Below are 15,702 nucleotides of genomic sequence, written 5' to 3' on the forward strand. Positions count from 1 at the left end.
ATCGAGATCAGGCGCGCTAGCGGGTGCAGACCCGCAGGTCGGCCCACACGGCGCGGTGGTCGCTGCCCTTGATGTCCTCGGTGCCGTTGCCCTGGACGGTCAGCCCGCGCACGAGCACGTGGTCGATGTCGGCGAACGGCGGGTAGGCGCGGTTCTTGGGCCACGTCGCCGTGGGCCACAGGCCCGCCGTGTCGTACATGCCGCGCTTGGCGTCGCGGAAGGCGGCGTGGGCCGAGGAGGCGTTGAAGTCGCCCGCCATCACGAGCGGCCGGCCGCGGTTCGCGCGCTGCCACTCCCCCAGCTCGAGAAGTCCCGCACGCCAGTCCTCGAGCCACTGCTCGATGGGCGGCTTCGGGTGCACCGCGCGCACCAGGACGGGCGTCCCGGCCACGTCGACCGACAGGGCGGGCTGCTGGAAGGTGTCGGCCTCGCCCGCCGGCACCTCCACCCGGGTGGCGCGGTACCGCGACAGGATCGCGGTGCCCTCGGTGTCGCGGCCCTCGACGGTCTGCCCGGTGCGGTGTGTGAAGCGGCTGCCGGACTCCGTGGCCGACAGCGCCGCGATCATCGGCTCGGTCGCCTCGGCCAGGACCAGGACGTCGACGTCATGGCGCTGCACCGCGGCCGCCAGCTGGGCCACGTCGGCCTCACCGTAGAACGCGTTGAAGGTCATCACCGACAGGCGGGACTCCCCCGCGTCGCAGGCCGGCCGGTTGCTGACATTGAGGATCGTCACGAGCGCCACGGCGATCACCACGGCGTTCGCGCCCAGGGCGAGCCACGCCCGCGTGAGCAGGCTGAGGACGATGCCCACGACGGCGAGCACGATCCACAGCCGGCCCAGCGCCTGGACCGCGGGGAGCCAGGACGGCTCGATCCTGTCGATCCACGGTGTCGCCGCCAGCAGCAGCAGCGCCACGGCGACGACCGTCAGCAGCGCCCGGACGACCCTCACGACGTCAGGCGCCCGCGATCGGCGGCGCGGTGGGGTCGGAGCCCTCGCCGGTCTCCTCGCGCGCGATCCAGTCCTCGATGCGCTCGTAGTCGTCCTTCGAGCGGGTGACGACGGCCAGCAGGTCGCTCATCTTCGCGACCTCCTCGACCTGCTCCTTGATGAACCACTGCATGAACTGGTCGGAGGCGAAGTCGTTGTCCTCGCGCGCCAGGCGGGTGAGCTCGTTGATCTGCGCGGTCACGCGCTTCTCCTGCTCCAGGGCCGCCGCGACCGGCTCGACGACGTCGGCGAAGTCCATCCGCGGAGCGGCCAGGGCGGGAATCACGACGCGCTGGTCCTGGTCGAGCAGGTACTGGACCATCATCATCGCGTGGTCGCGCTCCTCGAGGGCCTGCGCGTAGAACAGCGCGGCCATCTGCGGCATGGTGAGCGCGTCGTAGTACGTCGCGATGCCGACGTACTGCTGGTGCGCGCTGAACTCGTGACCGATCTGATCCTGCAGGGCCTTCACGAACTGCTCGGAAGCCATGTTTCCTCCTCTGGCTAGGTCAGCCTAACCTTCGCGCTGTACCGTGGTGGGTGTGCCGAAGCCGCCGAAGAAGAAGTGTTGCGTGAGCAAGCCGCGCTGCAAGCGCTGCCCGATCCGCATGATGGCCGAAGGCACCCTCCCCGACGGATACACCGTCAAGAAGCGCAAGCTGGTCAAGGTCAAGAAGAAGGACAAGGACAAGAAGAAGTCCTCGAAACCCTCCAAGACCAAGACCAAGCCGTTGGCCGCCTGATCACTTCGACTGCTTCGATCACGCCGAGCCTATTGGTCCGGACCCGCCGTCGCCACGAAGGACAGGCGAGCCTTCGCGCGCCTGTCCTCTCGTGATCAGACCGGCAGGTCGTTGGCCTTGCGGATCTCGTCGACGACGCGCGACATGATGTCGGTCATGCCGAAGTCCTTCGGCGTGAAGACCGCGGCGATGCCCGCGGCCTCGAGCTTGCGGCCGTCGGAGTCGGGGATGATCCCGCCCACGATGATCGGCACGTTCGTCAGGCCGGCGTCGGCCAGGCCCTTCTGGACGTCGGGCACGAGCTCCATGTGCGAGCCGGACAGGATCGACAGGCCCACGACGTGGACGTCCTCGGCGACCGCGGCGGCGACGATCTGCTCGGGCGTCAGCCGGATGCCCTGGTAGATGACCTCGAAGCCGGCGTCGCGGGCTCGGACGGCGACCTGCTCGGCACCGTTGGAGTGCCCGTCGAGGCCCGGCTTGCCCACGAGGAAGCGCAGGCGTCCGCCCAGCTCCTCGCCGGTCACGCGCACCTTCTCGCGCACGGCGGTCAGTTCGGATCCGGCTTCGGCCACGCCACTCACTCCTGCCACGCCCGTGGGCGCCCGGTACTCGCCGAAGACCTCGCGCAGCGCCGCGGACCACTCGCCCACGGTGGCACCGGCGCGCACGGCGTCGAGCGTGGCGGCCATGAGGTTCTCGTCGGTCTTGGCCTGCTGCTGCACGGCCTCCAGGGCCGCGTCGACGGCGGCCTGGTCGCGCTGGCTGCGCCACTGCTGGACGTCGGCGACCGCGTTCGCCTCGGCCTTCGGGTCGGCGACCATGATGGCGGCGTCGAGGTCGGCCGTCAGCGGCGACGGCTCGGTCTCGACGAAGCTGTTGAGTCCCACGACCTTCATCTCGCCGGACTCGATCCGCGCGCGGCGCTCCGCGTGCGAGGTGACCAGCTCCTGCTTCATGTAGCCCGAGACGACGGCGGCGACGGCGCCACCCATCGCCTGGACACGGTCCATCTCGGCCTTCGCGCCCTCGACCAGCTCGTCGACCTTGGCCTCGACGACGTGCGAGCCGTCGAAGATGTCGCCGTACTCGAGCAGGTCGGACTCGTAGGCCAGCACCTGCTGCAGGCGCAGGGACCACTGCTGGTCCCACGGCCGCGGCAGGCCCAGCGCCTCATTCCATGCCGGCAGCTGCACGGCACGCGCGCGGGCGTTCTTGCTGAGCGTGACGCCCAGCATCTCCAGGACGATGCGCTGGACGTTGTTCTCGGGCTGCGCCTCGGTCAGGCCGAGGGAGTTGACCTGCACGCCGTAGCGGAAGCGGCGCATCTTCGGGTCGGTGACGCCGTAGCGGTCGCGGGTGATCTCCTCCCACAGCCGGCCGAACGCGCGCATCTTGCACATCTCCTCGACGAAGCGCACGCCGGCGTTCACGAAGAAGGAGATGCGGCCCACGACCTGCTCGAACTGGTCTTCGGGCACCTGGCCGGAGTCCTTGACCGCGTCGAGGACCGCGATCGCGGTGCTCATCGCGAAGGCCAGCTCCTGCACGGGCGTGGCCCCGGCCTCCTGCAGGTGGTAGCTGCAGATGTTCAGCGGGTTCCACTTCGGGATGTTCGCGACCGTGTACGCGATCATGTCGGTGGTCAGGCGCAGCGAGGCCTCGGGCGGGAACACGTAGGTTCCGCGCGACAGGTACTCCTTGATGATGTCGTTCTGCGTCGTGCCGGCCAGGGCCGACGCGTCGACACCCTGCTCCTCGGCGGCCACCTGGTACATCGCCAGCAGCCACATGGCCGTGGCGTTGATGGTCATCGACGTGTTCATCTCCGAGAGCGGGATGTCCTCGAAGAGACGACGCATCGCACCCAGGTGAGGGATCGGCACGCCGACCTTGCCGACCTCGCCGCGCGACAGGACGTGGTCGGGGTCGTAGCCGGTCTGCGTCGGCAGGTCGAAGGCGACCGAGAGACCGGTCTGGCCCTTCGACAGGTTGCGTCGGTAGAGCGCGTTGGACTCGGCTGCGGAGCTGTGGCCGGCGTAGGTTCGCATCACCCACGGGCGATCAGGCTGCACTGACATGCGGCAAGGGTACCGCTGGCCCCGGACGTGCGAACGACGGTCCACCCAGCGTTCGCGCCCGGGCGTGGCTCAGGCGCCGGAGCGATCGCCGCCGGGGACCCAGAGCACGTCGCCGCGCTCGCGGTTCGCGTAGCGGCCGAGGATGAACAGCAGGTCGCTCAGCCGGTTGAGGTACTTCGCCACGAGCACGTTCACTGTGTCGCCGTGCTCCTCGATCGCGCGCCAGGCGGCACGCTCGGCGCGACGCGTCACGGTGCGCGCCACGTGGAGGTGGGCGGCGGCGAGAGTGCCGCCGGGAAGGATGAACGAGTCCAGCTTCGGGGTGACCTCGTTGAAGCGGTCGCACCACTGCTCGAGCCGCTCGACGTAGTCGGGCTCGACCCGCAGCGGGACGTACTTGGGCTCCGCGACGATCGGGTTGCCGACGTCGGAGCCCAGGTCGAACAGGTCGTTCTGGATGTGCGTCAGCACCGCCGTGACGTCGGCGTCGAGCTCGCCCGTGGCCAGCGCGACACCGATCTGGCTGTTCGCCTCGTCGACGTCGGCATAGACGATCAGCCGCACGTCGTTCTTCGACGTGCGGCTGAAGTCGACGAGGTTGGTGGTGCCGTCGTCACCTGTTCGGGTGTAGATCTTCGTGAGGTGAACCATGGGTTCACCCTAGAGGTGTGGCCTCAGCGGCTCACATCCAGTCGATCGCCTGAACACGGATCTTGATGCTGGAGGTGTCGTCCGCCTGGGCGGGCGACGCGACCGTACCGGCGGCGACAGCGAGGGCGAGGAGGACTGCAGCGATGAGCTTCTTCATGTCATCAGTGTGAGGGTTAAGCGAGCGCTCGGCAACCGAAACGGCCAGGTCCGCCGCACCAGTTCAGGTCACAGGACGTTGTTGACGCCGCGCCCGGGCGGCGAGGACTCCAGCCACGAGAGCAGCCCGGTGAGCGAGTTCGGGCTCAGCGCGAACTGCTCGATCCCCTCGGCGTTCTCGGTGCGCACCACGATGTGCCCGTCGTGCAGCGCGTACGCCTCGGCACCTTCGGGCTGGCGGCGGCCCTCGATGAGCACTCCCCCACGGACGAACCGGTGTCGGGGACGCGCCGAGAACGAGAAGGTGCGGTACCAGTCGATGGCGTCGTCGCGATAGACCGCGACGCCGAGCACCCAGCCGGAGGCTGAGTGCTCGGCGCCACGGTTCACGCTCAGTTCGAAGGTCACGCCCTTGCGGGCGATCCAGCGCCGCCGAGCGACGAGCCCGCCGAGGAACAGCAGGCCCAGCACGACGATGATCGCGAGGGAGTCGACCAGCCACAACCAGAGCGGCATCGATCACTGCCTCGCGATCACCATCAGGACGCCTTGCCGATGAGGCGCAGCTTCGCCTCGGCACGGCGGACGGCGAGATCGTCCTCGGACGACCGGGCCTTCTCCAGCTCAGCCTGGGTGGCCGACTCGTCGACCTCGTCGGCGAGGAACGTGTCCTCGGACAGGATCGACACGCGGTCGGCGGCGACCGAGATGAACCCCTCGGCGACGGCGGCACGCACGGTGTCGCCCTCGACGGGGAAGATCTCGACGACACCGGGCACCAGCAGCGACAGCAGCGGCGCATGGCCGGTGAGCACGCCGATGTCGCCCTCGGCGGTACGGGCGATGACCTCACGGGCCTCACCCGACCACACGACGCGGTCTGCGGCGACGAGCTCGATCTGCAGTGTCATGTCAGCGGACCTCAGAGGTTCTTCTGGATGTCGGCCCACTTCTTGTCGACGTCGTCCAGACCGCCGCACATGAAGAACGCCTGCTCCGCCACGTGGTCGTAGTCGCCGTCACAGATCTTCGTGAAGGCGTCGATCGTCTCGTCGAGCGGGACGGTCGAGCCCTCGATGCCGGTGAACTGCTTGGCCACGTAGGTGTTCTGGGAGAGGAAGCGCTGGATACGACGCGCGCGGGACACGATCGTCTTGTCCTCCTCGCTGAGCTCGTCGACACCGAGGATCGCGATGATGTCCTGGAGCTCCTGGTTGCGCTGCAGGATGCCCTTGACCCGGTTCGCCGTCGCGTAGTGATCGGCGGCGATGTAGCGGGGGTCCAGGATGCGCGACGTCGACGTCAGCGGGTCCACGGCCGGGTAGATGCCCAGCGACGCGATCTCGCGGCTCAGCTCGGTCGTGGCGTCCAGGTGGGCGAACGTCGTGGCCGGGGCCGGGTCGGTGTAGTCGTCGGCGGGCACGTAGATCGCCTGCATCGAGGTGATCGAGTGACCACGCGTCGAGGTGATCCGCTCCTGCAGCACGCCCATCTCGTCGGCCAGCGTGGGCTGGTAGCCCACGGCCGAGGGGACGCGACCCAGCAGGGTCGAGACCTCCGAGCCGGCCTGGGTGAACCGGAAGATGTTGTCGATGAACAGCAGCACGTCCTGCTTCTGGACGTCGCGGAAGTACTCGGCCATGGTCAGGGCCGACAGGGCGACGCGCAGACGCGCTCCCGGCGGCTCGTCCATCTGGCCGAAGACCAGCGCCACCTTGTCGAGGACGCCCGACTCCTCCATCTCGACGATGAGGTCGTTGCCCTCACGGGTGCGCTCGCCGACACCGGCGAACACCGACACGCCGTCGTGGTCCTTGGCGACGCGGGCGATCATCTCCTGGATCAGCACGGTCTTGCCGACGCCGGCACCACCGAACAGGCCGATCTTGCCGCCGAGGACGTACGGCGTCAGCAGGTCGATGACCTTGATGCCGGTCTGGAACATCTCGGTCTTGGGCTCGAGCTGGTCGAACGCGGGCGCCTTGCGGTGGATGCCCCAACGCTCCTGGACGTCCCAGGTCTCACCCTCGGCCAGGTTCATGACCTGACCGGTGGTGTTGAAGACCTTGCCGAGCGTCTGGTCGCCGACGGGCACCGAGATGGGCTCGCCGGTGTCGGTGACCGGGGTGCCGCGGACGACGCCGTCGGTGGGTCGCAGGCTGATCGCGCGGACCATGCCGTCGCCGATGTGCTGCGCGACCTCCAGGGTCAGCGTCTCCTTGGTGCCGGCGACCTCGGTGTCGACCAGCAGGGCGTTGTAGATCTCGGGCATCTGGTCGGCCGGGAACTCGATGTCGAGCACCGGGCCGATGACCCGGGCGACGCGGCCGGTCACGGCGGCCGAGTCCTTGGTGGTCTCTTCGACGGTTGCAGTCATGGTCTCTTCCTCAATCGGACTGGGAGGCCTCGGCGAGCGCGTTAGCGCCACCCACGATCTCGCTGATTTCTTGGGTGATGCCGGCCTGGCGAGCCTGGTTCGCCAGTCGGGTGTACTTCTCGATCAGGTCCTGCGCGTTGTCGGTCGCGGACTTCATGGCCTTCTGTCGCGCGGCGAGCTCGGAGGCCGCCGCCTGCAGCAGGCAGGAGTAGATGCGGCTGTAGAGGTACTTCGGCAGGACCGCCTCGAGCACCTCGGCCGCACTGGGCTCGAACTCGTAGAGCGGAAGAACCTCGGACTCCTCCGGGGACTCCTCACCCTCGACGATCTCGAGCGGGAACAGGCGGATCGCCGTCGGCTCCTGCACCAGCATCGACTTGAACCGCGTGTAGACCACGAAGAGCTCGTCGATCTCGGGCGCGTCGCTCGCCTCGTCCTCGTCGGACTCGTGCTGGGCACCGCGCGAGATCAGCGCATCGCCCATCGTGCGGGCGTCGTCGTAGGTCGGCTTGTCGGAGAAGCCGGTCCACGAGGTCTCGAACGGACGCTGGCGGAAGTTGAAGTACGACTCCGCCTTGCGGCCGGCCAGGAAGTACGTGACCTCCTTGCCCTCGGCACGCAGACGCTCGGCGAGCTGCTCGGTCTCCTTCAGCACGCTCGAGGCGTACGCGCCCGCCAGACCACGGTCGCTGGCGATGACGAGAATCGCGGCGCGCTTGGCGTCGGGGTTCTCGGTCGTCAGCACGTGGTTGACGTTGGAGTACGTGGCCAGGGCCGACACCGCACGCGTGAGTTCACGCGCGTACGGTGCGGCCGCGGCCGCGGCCTGCTGGGCCTTGATGATCCGCGACGCGGCGATCAACTCCATCGCACGCGTGATCTTCTTGGTCGACTGGGTCGACCTGATCTTCGCGCGGTACTCGCGGAGTGAGACTGCCATCGTCAGCCTCGCTTCTGTCGGACGATCTGCTCCTGCTCGACGTCCTCGTCGGCGAGGGCGTCGAACTCTTCGTGCCCGGCCTTGATCGACTCACCGTCGCCGGTCTCGAACTGGTCGAGGAACGAGTCGTAGGCCTCGTCGAGAGCCTGGGCGCTGGAGTCCTCGAACTTGCCGCTCTCGCGGATCGCGTCGAGCACCCCGGGGTGCGAACGCTTGACGTAGTCCTGGAACTCGGCCTCGAAGCGGTGGATGTCCGAGACCGGCACGGCGTCGAGCTTGCCGGTGGTGGCGGCCCAGAGTGAGACGACCTGCTTCTCCATCGAGAACGGGTCGTACTGCGCCTGCTTGAACAGCTCCATGAGGCGCTGGCCGCGGGCGAGCTGGGCCTTGGACGCGGCATCGAGGTCGGACGCGAACATCGCGAACGCCTCCATGGCGCGGTACTGGGCGAGCTCGACCTTGAGCGAGCCGGTGACGGCCTTCATCGCCTTGGTCATCGCCGAGCCGCCGACGCGCGACACCGAGATGCCGACATCGACCGCGGGACGCTGGTTGGCGTTGAACAGGTCCGACTGCAGGAAGATCTGACCGTCGGTGATCGAGATGACGTTGGTCGGGATGTACGCCGACACGTCGTTGGCCTTGGTCTCGATGATCGGCAGGCCGGTCATCGAGCCCGCGCCCAGGTCGTCGCTGAGCTTGGCGCAACGCTCGAGCAGCCGCGAGTGCAGGTAGAACACGTCGCCGGGGTAGGCCTCGCGGCCCGGCGGGCGACGCAGCAGCAGCGACACGGCGCGGTAGGCCTCGGCCTGCTTCGACAGGTCGTCGAAGATGATCAGGACGTGCTTGCTCTGGTACATCCAGTGCTGGCCGATGGCCGAGCCGGTGTACGGGGCCAGGTACTTGAAGCCGGCCGAGTCCGATGCGGGGGACGCGACGATCGTCGTGTACTCCAGCGCGCCGGCCGCCTCGAGGGCGCCGCGCACGCTGGCGATGGTCGAGCCCTTCTGACCGATGCCGACGTAGATGCAGCGGACCTGCTTGCTCGGATCGCCCGACTCCCAGAACTCCTTCTGGTTGATGATCGTGTCGATCGCGATGGCGGTCTTGCCGGTCTGGCGGTCACCGATGATCAGCTGGCGCTGGCCGCGGCCGACCGGGGTCAGCGAGTCGATCGCCTTGAGGCCGGTCATCAGGGGCTCGTGGACGCTCTTGCGCTGCATCACGTTCGGCGCCTGGAGCTCCAGGGCGCGACGCTCCTCGATGCCGGTGATCTCGCCGAGGCCGTCGATCGGGTTGCCGAGCGGGTCGACGACGCGTCCGAGGTAGCCCTCGCCCACGGGGACCGAGAGAACCTCGCCCGTGCGCTTGACCTTCTGGCCCTCTTCGATGCCGGCGAAGTCACCGAGGATGACGACGCCGATCTGGCGGACGTCGAGGTTCAGCGCCAGACCGAGGGTGCCGTCCTCGAACTCGAGCAGTTCGTTGGCCATCGCTGAGGGAAGACCCTCGACCTGCGCGATGCCGTCGGCCGCCGACGCGACGATGCCGACCTCTTCGGCCTCGCCCTGCGTCGGGGTGTAGTCCGACACGAACTTCTGCAACGCGTCGCGGATCTCCTCCGGACGAATCGAGAGTTCAGTCATGCTGTGTGCCTGCCTTCTTGTGCGAACGGTGCGTTCTGGTCAGCCTGCGATGCGCCGGCGTGCGGCCTCGAGGCGGGTGGACATGGTGGCGTCGACGACCTCGTCGCCCACGGAGACGGCGATGCCGCCGATGACGGACGGATCGACCACGGTGTTGAGCTGGATCTCCCGTCCGTAGCGCCGCGAGAGCGCATCGGTGAGTCGCTGACGCTCGGTGTCGTCGAGGTCGTACGCGACGCGAGCCACGGCGACGAGCCGGTCCTCACGTGCGGCGACCTGGCGGCTGAACGCCTCCAGGACCCGCTCGAACGAACCGGTGCGAGCCACCGCTGCCTGCGAGAGCAGGGCCAGGGTCGAGTCGGAGGCCTTGCCGCGGAACACGTCCTGGAGCAACGTGGTGCGGGCCGAGGCCGGGACCGACCGGTCGGAGACGACCCGTCGGAGCTCGTCGGAGTCGTGGATGACCCGTCCGGCCTCGAACAGCTCGTTCTCCAGGATGTCGCCCTGGCCGGCCTCGTCGGCGGCGCGGGTGTAGGCCGCGACGCCGGCGATCTCGAGACCGTCGGTCAGGTCACGCCCCGCGGCCCAGCGACCGCTGACGGCGCTGGAGAGCACCGTGAGCGTGTCCGCGGCGACCTTGCCCTCGAAGATGCCGGCGGCGAGCGTGCGCTTGCCCTCGGCCTCGGTCGACGGATCGGTCAGAACGCGTCGGGCGGCCACGGCCGAGTCGAGCGCCGAGACGATGCCGAAGAGCTCGGCGCCGACCTGGGCCGCCGACGCACCCGGGACCGCGGCGACCGCGGTCAGGGTGTCGTCGAGCGACTTGGCAGACGATCCACGCATCAGTTGGCCGACCCCTCGAGTTCGTCGATGAAGCGCTGGACGGAACGACGCTGCGCGTCGGTGTCGGCGAGGGACTCGCCGACGATCCGGCCCGCGAGCTCGGTGGCCATGCCGCCGACCTCGGACTTGAGCTGCGCGATCGCCTGCTGGCGCTCGGCAGCGATCTGGGCCTGCGCCGCCGAGACGATGCGCGCGGACTCGGCCTGAGCCTGCTCGCGCATCTCGACGACGATCTGGGCACCCTGCTCGCGCGCCTCCTCACGGATGGCGGCGGCCTCGTGCCGGGCGTCGGCCAGCTGCGCGGTGTACTGCTCGAGCGCGGCCTGGGCTTCCTTCTGCGCCGACTGCGCCTCCTCGATCCCGCCCTCGATCGCGGCCGTGCGCTCGGCGTAGGCCTTCTCGAAGTTGGGAACGACGTACTTCCTCACGAGGAAGTACAGAATCGCGAAGACGACCAGCGACAGCACGACCTCAGAGAGGATCGGCACCAGCGGGTTGTGCTCCTCGCCTTCGGCAGCCGTGGCGAGAATCGTGGAGTACATCAGTCAGTTCCTGACGTTGTCAGAGGACGAAGGCGAGCGCGATGCCGATGATGGCCAGAGCCTCGGCCAGGGCGAAGCCGAGGATCGCGATCGACTGGAGGCGGCTCTGGGCCTCGGGCTGGCGGGCCACGCCGTTGATGTACGCGGCGAAGATCAGACCGATGCCGATGCCGGGGCCCACGGCCGCCAGGCCGTAGCCGATCATGTTCAGGGAGCCGAGGGTTTCGAGATCCACGGGTTTTTCCTTTCGTTGACGACGCACGAGCGCCGTCGGTTAGCGAAAACTGAGGGTTATGGAGTTGTGACCGACGATCAGTGCTCGTCGGCGAGTGCCCCGCCGATGTACATCGCGGACAGCAGGGTGAAGACGTAGGCCTGCAGGAACAGCACCAGCAGCTCGAGGAAGCTCACGGCGACGCCCATCAGGAAGGACAGCACGCCGACCGGCGCGTACCAGGGGTTGCCGGAGTCGAGGATGAGGTAGGCAGCGCCCGTGGCGAACAGGATCAGCAGCAGGTGGCCGGCGAACATGTTGGCGAAGAGACGCAGTGCCAGCGTGGCCGGGCGGACCAGGATCGTGGAGAGGAACTCCAGCGGGATGATCAGCGCCAGGATCGGGCCGGTGATGCCGCCGGGGATGCAGACGTGGCGCAGGTAGCCGCCGAAGCCGTGCTTGGCGATGCCGACGCCGTTGTAGATGACCCACACCAGCAGGGCGATCGGGACGACGAAGCCAAACCGGGAGAACGACGGGAACTGCAGGAACGGGATGAGGCTGAAGTAGTTGTTCACCAGGACGAAGGTGAACAGCGTGAAGAGCAGGGGCACGAACTTGAGGAAGTCGTGCGAGCCGATCGAGTCCCGAGCGACGCCGTTGCGCACGAACCCGTAGACGTACTCGCCGGCGAACTGCAGGCGGCCCGGCACGACGGCCTGGCGCTTGGACGCGGCCCAGAAGAAGCCCACGATCAGCGGCACGGAGAGCGCCAGCAGGAGCATCGGCTTCGTGACACCGAGGTCACCGATGTGGAAGACCGGCGGGAGTTCGAAGCTGCCAGGTCCCGGAGCGGCGAAGCCGCCCTCGGAGTCCGAGGCGGCGTTCAGCACGGTGGTCGTCACGGCGGACAATCGATCACCCTTCTGTGGCGTCGAGCCCCTGTCGGCCCCGACGTCGGTCGGCAGTTCACGCGGATCAGCTCTCGCGTTGCGCCATCGCGACGGTGTAGATGCCCAGTGCGGCACCCACCACCACGCCGATGGCGACCATGAACGACGTGTCCCACCATCGGTCGAGCAGGAACCCTGCTCCACCGTAGAAGATCACTCCCCCGGCCACACGACCGAAGGCGACCCACGGGTCCTGCGGTGGGGGTGCGTCGTTCATTGCACCCCGAATCTATCAGGGACGTTTGCAGCCGCTGCAGGCAGGTCGTGAAACTTTTCACTTCGTCGGCGCGGCCCCGCGCGGGCGCCCCGTACGAGCGCCCGGAACGTTCAGTCCCGAGGCGTTTCGCCCGGTTCGGCGGGCTTCTGCTCGGGCAGGTCGTAGATCGGGGTTCGCTCCCGGGTGGCGTCGAGGACCCGGGCGCCGAGCCACACCATCGTGGTGGCGATCACGGTGACCGACACCGACTCGGCGTCGATCGGACCGGACTCGCCGGCCGAACGCCGCAGGACCACGAAGAGCGCGAACAGGGCGACGACCTTGGTGAGGAAGAAGATCATCGCGAACATCAAGGACAGCGCAGGCGTCGCCTTGGCGACCGGGCCGAGCACGGTGGGGGTCGCACCGAAGAACCCCAGCACGATGACCCCGCCGATCAGGGCGCCCACCACGCCTTCGGTGCCGACCACGAGGCCCGCCACGACCGTGCACACCGCGATGGTGGCCAGGCCGGCGCGCAGGGCCCAGCGACGCGGGCTCACGACCACACCTTCGACTCGAGTCGGGGCAGGAGGAAGATCGCCGCGGTCACCAGGGCGGTGAGCAGTGCGATCACCACGAAGAGCTGCCAGCCGCTGAACAGTCCGATGGCCACGACGCCGAAGGCGACCAGGGCCGCGGCGGCGTACATCAACAGGACGGCGCGCCGGTGCGAGTGCCCGATCTCGAGCAGCCGGTGGTGGATGTGCATCTTGTCGGGGCTGAACGGCGACCGGCCCGCTCGGGTGCGGCGCAGCACCGCCAGGCCCATGTCCAGGAACGGCACCATGAGGACCGCGAACGGCAGGACGAGCGGCAGGATCGCCGCCGGCAGCAGGCTCGAGTCGGCGCCGCCGATGCCCTCGGACAGGCTCGTGGCCGGGAACTGGCCGGTGAGGCTGATCGAGGAGCAGGCCAGGACGAAGCCCAGCAGCATCGAGCCCGAGTCACCGATGAACATCCGGGCCGGGAAGAAGTTGTGCGGGAGGATTCCCAGGCACGCGCCCGCGAGGGCGATGGTCAGGATCGCCGCCGCGACCGCGCGGGTCTCGCCGTTCTCCACTGCCAGGACGAAGGCGTAGACGAAGAAGGCGATCGACCCGATGGCCGCCATGCCGGCGGCCAGTCCGTCCAGCCCGTCGACGAAGTTCATGGCGTTGGCCGTGGCGACGATGAGGAAGACCGTGAGGATCATCGCCTGGGCCTGGTCGAGCCCGAGGTAGGTGTTGGGCAGCGGCAGGTAGACGAAGTGCAGGCCCATGGCGACCGTGATGACGCCCGCCAGGACCTGCCCGGCGAACTTGCTCAGCGCGTCGAGCTCGAAGATGTCGTCGATGATGCCCACCAGGCAGATGACGCAGGCGCCCACCAGCACGGCGCGGACGTCGGCGAACAGCGACGGGTCGCCGCCGGACAGGAAGGGCAGGTGGGTGGCGGTCAGGTAGGCCGCGACGAGGCCGCCGAGCATCGCCGGCCCGCCGAAGTACGGCGTGGGGATCGCGTGCACGTCGCGGTCGCGCACCTGGGCGACGGCGCCGAGCTGCTGGGCGGTCTGCCGCGCGATCGACGACAGCAGGTAGGCCACGCCGATCGCGACGCCGAAGATGACGAGGTACTCACGCACCGGCTCCACCGCCGGCGGGCTCGATCGTGTTGTTGAAGCCGTGGAGGGTGGCCAGGTCGATCGCGCCCTCGCGCAGCACGCGCGGCACCGGGCCGGTGACGTCGAGGATCGTGGACGGCGTGGAGCCGGCCGACGGTCCGCCGTCGAGGTACACCCGCACGGAGTCGCCGAGCATCGCCTCGGCCTCGTCGACCGTGGTGGCCGCCGGCTGCCCGCTCAGGTTGGCGCTGCTGACGGCACTGGGTCCGGACTGGCGGAGCACGGCACGCGTGCGCTCGTCGTCGGGGACGCGGACCGCGACGGTCCCGTGGGTCTCCCCCAGGTCCCAGGTGAGCGACGGCTGAGCCCGGAAGACGACCGTGAGCGGGCCGGGCCAGAGTTCCGCGAGCATCGTCTGCAGCCACGCGGCGGGACGCTCGGCCACCAGCGCGTCGAGGGTGACCGGGTCGGCGATGAGGACCGGCGGCGGCATGTCGCGCCCGCGGCCCTTGGCCTCGAGCAGGCGGGCGACGGCCGAGGGGTCGAAGGCGTCGGCCGCGATCCCGTAGACCGTGTCGGTCGGCAGGACCACCAGCGCCCCGTCGCGCAGTGCCGAGACAGCCGCCTCGACGCCGCGGTCGAGTTCGGTCGCGCAGTCGAACCTCATGACCCCAAGGTTAGGGGTCGACACCGGCACCCACGGCGTCGGCTGCCGGGAGACGGATCGTTAGAATCGTCAGGATGCGTTCCTCCAGGCCGGTCCCGACCGTCGTGACCCCATGACCCCGTCCCCGACGCTGGCCGCGCTGTTCGCCCTGTGCTCCGCGCTCGGCTTCGCGTTCTCGACCTCCTTCCAGCACCTGGCCGCGGGACGCGTCCACCTCACCGTCACGCACCCCCTGCTCGTGCTGCTGCAGCTGCTGCGCAGCCCGCGCTGGCTCGCCGGCAGCACCATCGGCCTGATGGCGTGGCTGCTGCACGCGGTCGCGCTCAACCTCGGCACCCTCTCGCTCGTCCAGCCGATCATCCTGCTGGGCGTCGTCCTCGCGGTCGTCGTGCGATCGTCGCTGGACCGCCGGTGGCCGAGCCGGAACGAGCTCGTGGGAGTCACCGTCACGATCGCCTCGCTGATCGCCGTGGTCTCGGTCGCGGACACCAGCCACGAGGGCGCGACGGCGCCGACCTCCTGGATGCTCGCGGTGGCGGGCACCGGCGTGGCGATCGCGCTGGTGGTGACCCGGCTGGCCAACGAGCTGCCCCGGCGCGGCATGGCGGCGTTCGTGCTCGGGATGACCGCCGGCATGCTCTTCGGCATCACCGCCTGCCTCATGAAGGTCGTGGGCGAGGCGATCAGCACGCACGGCGTCCCGGGGTTCCTCGGCACCTGGTCGCCCTGGGTGCTGCTGTCGTGCGCGTTCCTGGCGATGTCGCTCAACCAGCGGGCCTACCAGTTGTCGCGCCTCTCGCACTCCATGCCCGTGCTGAACGTGACCTCCGTGCTGCTGTCGATCGTGCTCGGATCGGTGCTGTTCCAGGAGTCGCTGCCCACGTCGCCGGGGACGCTGGCGCTGCAGGCGATCGGCCTCGTCGGCATCGGGTGGGGCCTCTACCGCATCGCCGACGCCGGCCCCCGCGCGCGCGTCGCCTGACTCCCCCGCCCCCCCAACCGCGAGTGGCGCAATTTCGCCCGCCACTCGCCGAGT

20 protein-coding genes are annotated in these 15,702 nt (G+C 69.0%); 2 read left to right on the forward strand and 18 right to left on the reverse strand.

Annotated features, from left to right (window positions below):
• Window positions 1-16: 16 nt before the first annotated feature.
• Window positions 17-955 (reverse strand): endonuclease/exonuclease/phosphatase family protein, encoded by a 939-nt coding sequence (locus B2363_RS06025; protein ID WP_286929127.1) that lies wholly within the window; start codon window positions 953-955, stop codon window positions 17-19.
• Window positions 956-959: 4 nt separating this feature from the next.
• Window positions 960-1,484 carry a ferritin gene (locus B2363_RS06030; RefSeq protein ID WP_181756584.1) on the reverse strand — a complete coding sequence of 175 codons (525 nt, stop codon included), beginning with the start codon at window positions 1,482-1,484 and terminating at the stop codon, window positions 960-962.
• 82 nt (window positions 1,485-1,566) lie between these two features.
• Here B2363_RS06030 and B2363_RS06035 point away from each other — a divergent pair, with 82 nt between their 5' ends.
• Window positions 1,567-1,737 carry a hypothetical protein gene (locus tag B2363_RS06035; protein WP_286929128.1) on the forward strand — a complete coding sequence of 57 codons (171 nt, stop codon included), beginning with the start codon at window positions 1,567-1,569 and terminating at the stop codon, window positions 1,735-1,737.
• Between the two features lie 95 nt (window positions 1,738-1,832).
• Here B2363_RS06035 and B2363_RS06040 read toward each other — a convergent pair whose 3' ends face one another.
• From B2363_RS06040 to B2363_RS06115, 16 genes are all read right to left on the reverse strand, one after another.
• Window positions 1,833-3,818, reverse strand: a complete 1,986-nt coding sequence (locus tag B2363_RS06040; protein ID WP_286929130.1) for a protein meaA — start codon at window positions 3,816-3,818, stop codon at window positions 1,833-1,835.
• 69 nt (window positions 3,819-3,887) lie between these two features.
• Entirely contained in the window at window positions 3,888-4,469 is a 582-nt protein-coding gene (locus tag B2363_RS06045) for a cob(I)yrinic acid a,c-diamide adenosyltransferase (protein ID WP_181756582.1), read from the reverse strand.
• Between the two features lie 31 nt (window positions 4,470-4,500).
• Entirely contained in the window at window positions 4,501-4,626 is a 126-nt protein-coding gene (locus B2363_RS06050) for a hypothetical protein (RefSeq protein ID WP_269456861.1), read from the reverse strand.
• A 68-nt stretch (window positions 4,627-4,694) separates the two neighbouring features.
• On the reverse strand, window positions 4,695-5,141 hold the full coding sequence (locus B2363_RS06055; RefSeq protein ID WP_181756581.1) for a DUF2550 domain-containing protein: 447 nt from the start codon (window positions 5,139-5,141) through the stop codon (window positions 4,695-4,697).
• Window positions 5,142-5,164: 23 nt separating this feature from the next.
• Complete coding sequence (locus B2363_RS06060; RefSeq protein WP_181756580.1) at window positions 5,165-5,536, reverse strand: F0F1 ATP synthase subunit epsilon; 372 nt, start codon at window positions 5,534-5,536, stop codon at window positions 5,165-5,167.
• 11 nt (window positions 5,537-5,547) lie between these two features.
• Window positions 5,548-7,017 carry a F0F1 ATP synthase subunit beta gene (gene atpD / locus B2363_RS06065; protein ID WP_286929187.1) on the reverse strand — a complete coding sequence of 490 codons (1,470 nt, stop codon included), beginning with the start codon at window positions 7,015-7,017 and terminating at the stop codon, window positions 5,548-5,550.
• Window positions 7,013-7,942 carry a F0F1 ATP synthase subunit gamma gene (locus tag B2363_RS06070; protein WP_078700523.1) on the reverse strand — a complete coding sequence of 310 codons (930 nt, stop codon included), beginning with the start codon at window positions 7,940-7,942 and terminating at the stop codon, window positions 7,013-7,015. Before B2363_RS06070 ends, atpD begins: the two co-directional genes overlap by 5 nt.
• A 2-nt stretch (window positions 7,943-7,944) precedes the next feature.
• Entirely contained in the window at window positions 7,945-9,588 is a 1,644-nt protein-coding gene (gene atpA, locus B2363_RS06075) for a F0F1 ATP synthase subunit alpha (RefSeq protein ID WP_181756578.1), read from the reverse strand.
• A gap of 39 nt (window positions 9,589-9,627) precedes the next feature.
• Window positions 9,628-10,431 (reverse strand): F0F1 ATP synthase subunit delta, encoded by an 804-nt coding sequence (locus B2363_RS06080; RefSeq protein WP_286929135.1) that lies wholly within the window; start codon window positions 10,429-10,431, stop codon window positions 9,628-9,630.
• Window positions 10,431-10,973: a F0F1 ATP synthase subunit B gene (locus B2363_RS06085; protein ID WP_181756576.1), complete on the reverse strand. Its 543-nt coding sequence runs from the start codon at window positions 10,971-10,973 to the stop codon at window positions 10,431-10,433. The genes B2363_RS06080 and B2363_RS06085 overlap by 1 nt, the downstream gene beginning before the upstream one ends.
• Before the next feature lie 19 nt (window positions 10,974-10,992).
• Window positions 10,993-11,178, reverse strand: coding sequence for an ATP synthase F0 subunit C (gene atpE, locus B2363_RS06090; RefSeq protein WP_049798293.1), 186 nt, complete (start codon window positions 11,176-11,178; stop codon window positions 10,993-10,995).
• 107 nt (window positions 11,179-11,285) lie between these two features.
• The gene (gene atpB / locus B2363_RS06095; protein WP_181756575.1) at window positions 11,286-12,092 is read right to left on the reverse strand and encodes a F0F1 ATP synthase subunit A; all 807 of its coding nucleotides are present in this window, start codon (window positions 12,090-12,092) and stop codon (window positions 11,286-11,288) included.
• 73 nt (window positions 12,093-12,165) lie between these two features.
• Window positions 12,166-12,357, reverse strand: coding sequence for a hypothetical protein (locus B2363_RS06100; protein ID WP_153303013.1), 192 nt, complete (start codon window positions 12,355-12,357; stop codon window positions 12,166-12,168).
• A 110-nt stretch (window positions 12,358-12,467) separates the two neighbouring features.
• Entirely contained in the window at window positions 12,468-12,899 is a 432-nt protein-coding gene (locus B2363_RS06105) for a hypothetical protein (protein WP_181756574.1), read from the reverse strand.
• Window positions 12,896-14,020 carry an MraY family glycosyltransferase gene (locus B2363_RS06110; RefSeq protein WP_181756573.1) on the reverse strand — a complete coding sequence of 375 codons (1,125 nt, stop codon included), beginning with the start codon at window positions 14,018-14,020 and terminating at the stop codon, window positions 12,896-12,898. The genes B2363_RS06105 and B2363_RS06110 overlap by 4 nt, the downstream gene beginning before the upstream one ends.
• Entirely contained in the window at window positions 14,013-14,666 is a 654-nt protein-coding gene (locus tag B2363_RS06115; RefSeq protein WP_286929137.1) for an L-threonylcarbamoyladenylate synthase, read from the reverse strand. The genes B2363_RS06110 and B2363_RS06115 overlap by 8 nt, the downstream gene beginning before the upstream one ends.
• 112 nt (window positions 14,667-14,778) lie before the next feature.
• Between B2363_RS06115 and B2363_RS06120 the strand changes: the two genes are divergently transcribed.
• The gene (locus B2363_RS06120; RefSeq protein ID WP_286929138.1) at window positions 14,779-15,648 is read left to right on the forward strand and encodes a DMT family transporter; all 870 of its coding nucleotides are present in this window, start codon (window positions 14,779-14,781) and stop codon (window positions 15,646-15,648) included.
• Window positions 15,649-15,702: the final 54 nt, after the last annotated feature.

The organism is Aeromicrobium sp. UBA7512 (genome assembly GCF_002476985.1).
In the GTDB taxonomy this organism is placed as follows: Bacteria; Actinomycetota; Actinomycetes; order Propionibacteriales; family Nocardioidaceae; genus Aeromicrobium; species Aeromicrobium phoceense.

Excerpts from the sequence above, each read along its gene's own strand:
- B2363_RS06030 (WP_181756584.1), bottom strand. The coding sequence starts at position 1,484 with ATGGCTTCCGAGCAGTTCGTGAAGGCCCTGCAGGATCAGATCGGTCAC.
- B2363_RS06040 (WP_286929130.1), bottom strand. The coding sequence starts at position 3,818 with ATGTCAGTGCAGCCTGATCGCCCGTGGGTGATGCGAACCTACGCCGGC.
- B2363_RS06045 (WP_181756582.1), bottom strand. The coding sequence starts at position 4,469 with ATGGTTCACCTCACGAAGATCTACACCCGAACAGGTGACGACGGCACC.
- B2363_RS06050 (WP_269456861.1), bottom strand. The coding sequence starts at position 4,626 with ATGAAGAAGCTCATCGCTGCAGTCCTCCTCGCCCTCGCTGTCGCCGCC.
- B2363_RS06055 (WP_181756581.1), bottom strand. The coding sequence starts at position 5,141 with ATGCCGCTCTGGTTGTGGCTGGTCGACTCCCTCGCGATCATCGTCGTG.
- B2363_RS06060 (WP_181756580.1), bottom strand. The coding sequence starts at position 5,536 with ATGACACTGCAGATCGAGCTCGTCGCCGCAGACCGCGTCGTGTGGTCG.
- B2363_RS06070 (WP_078700523.1), bottom strand. The coding sequence starts at position 7,942 with ATGGCAGTCTCACTCCGCGAGTACCGCGCGAAGATCAGGTCGACCCAG.
- atpA (WP_181756578.1), bottom strand. The coding sequence starts at position 9,588 with ATGACTGAACTCTCGATTCGTCCGGAGGAGATCCGCGACGCGTTGCAG.
- B2363_RS06080 (WP_286929135.1), bottom strand. The coding sequence starts at position 10,431 with ATGCGTGGATCGTCTGCCAAGTCGCTCGACGACACCCTGACCGCGGTC.
- B2363_RS06085 (WP_181756576.1), bottom strand. The coding sequence starts at position 10,973 with ATGTACTCCACGATTCTCGCCACGGCTGCCGAAGGCGAGGAGCACAAC.
- atpE (WP_049798293.1), bottom strand. The coding sequence starts at position 11,178 with ATGATCGGCTACGGCCTGGCGGCCGTGGGCCCCGGCATCGGCATCGGT.
- B2363_RS06100 (WP_153303013.1), bottom strand. The coding sequence starts at position 12,357 with ATGAACGACGCACCCCCACCGCAGGACCCGTGGGTCGCCTTCGGTCGT.
- B2363_RS06115 (WP_286929137.1), bottom strand. The coding sequence starts at position 14,666 with ATGAGGTTCGACTGCGCGACCGAACTCGACCGCGGCGTCGAGGCGGCT.
- B2363_RS06120 (WP_286929138.1), top strand. The coding sequence starts at position 14,779 with ATGACCCCGTCCCCGACGCTGGCCGCGCTGTTCGCCCTGTGCTCCGCG.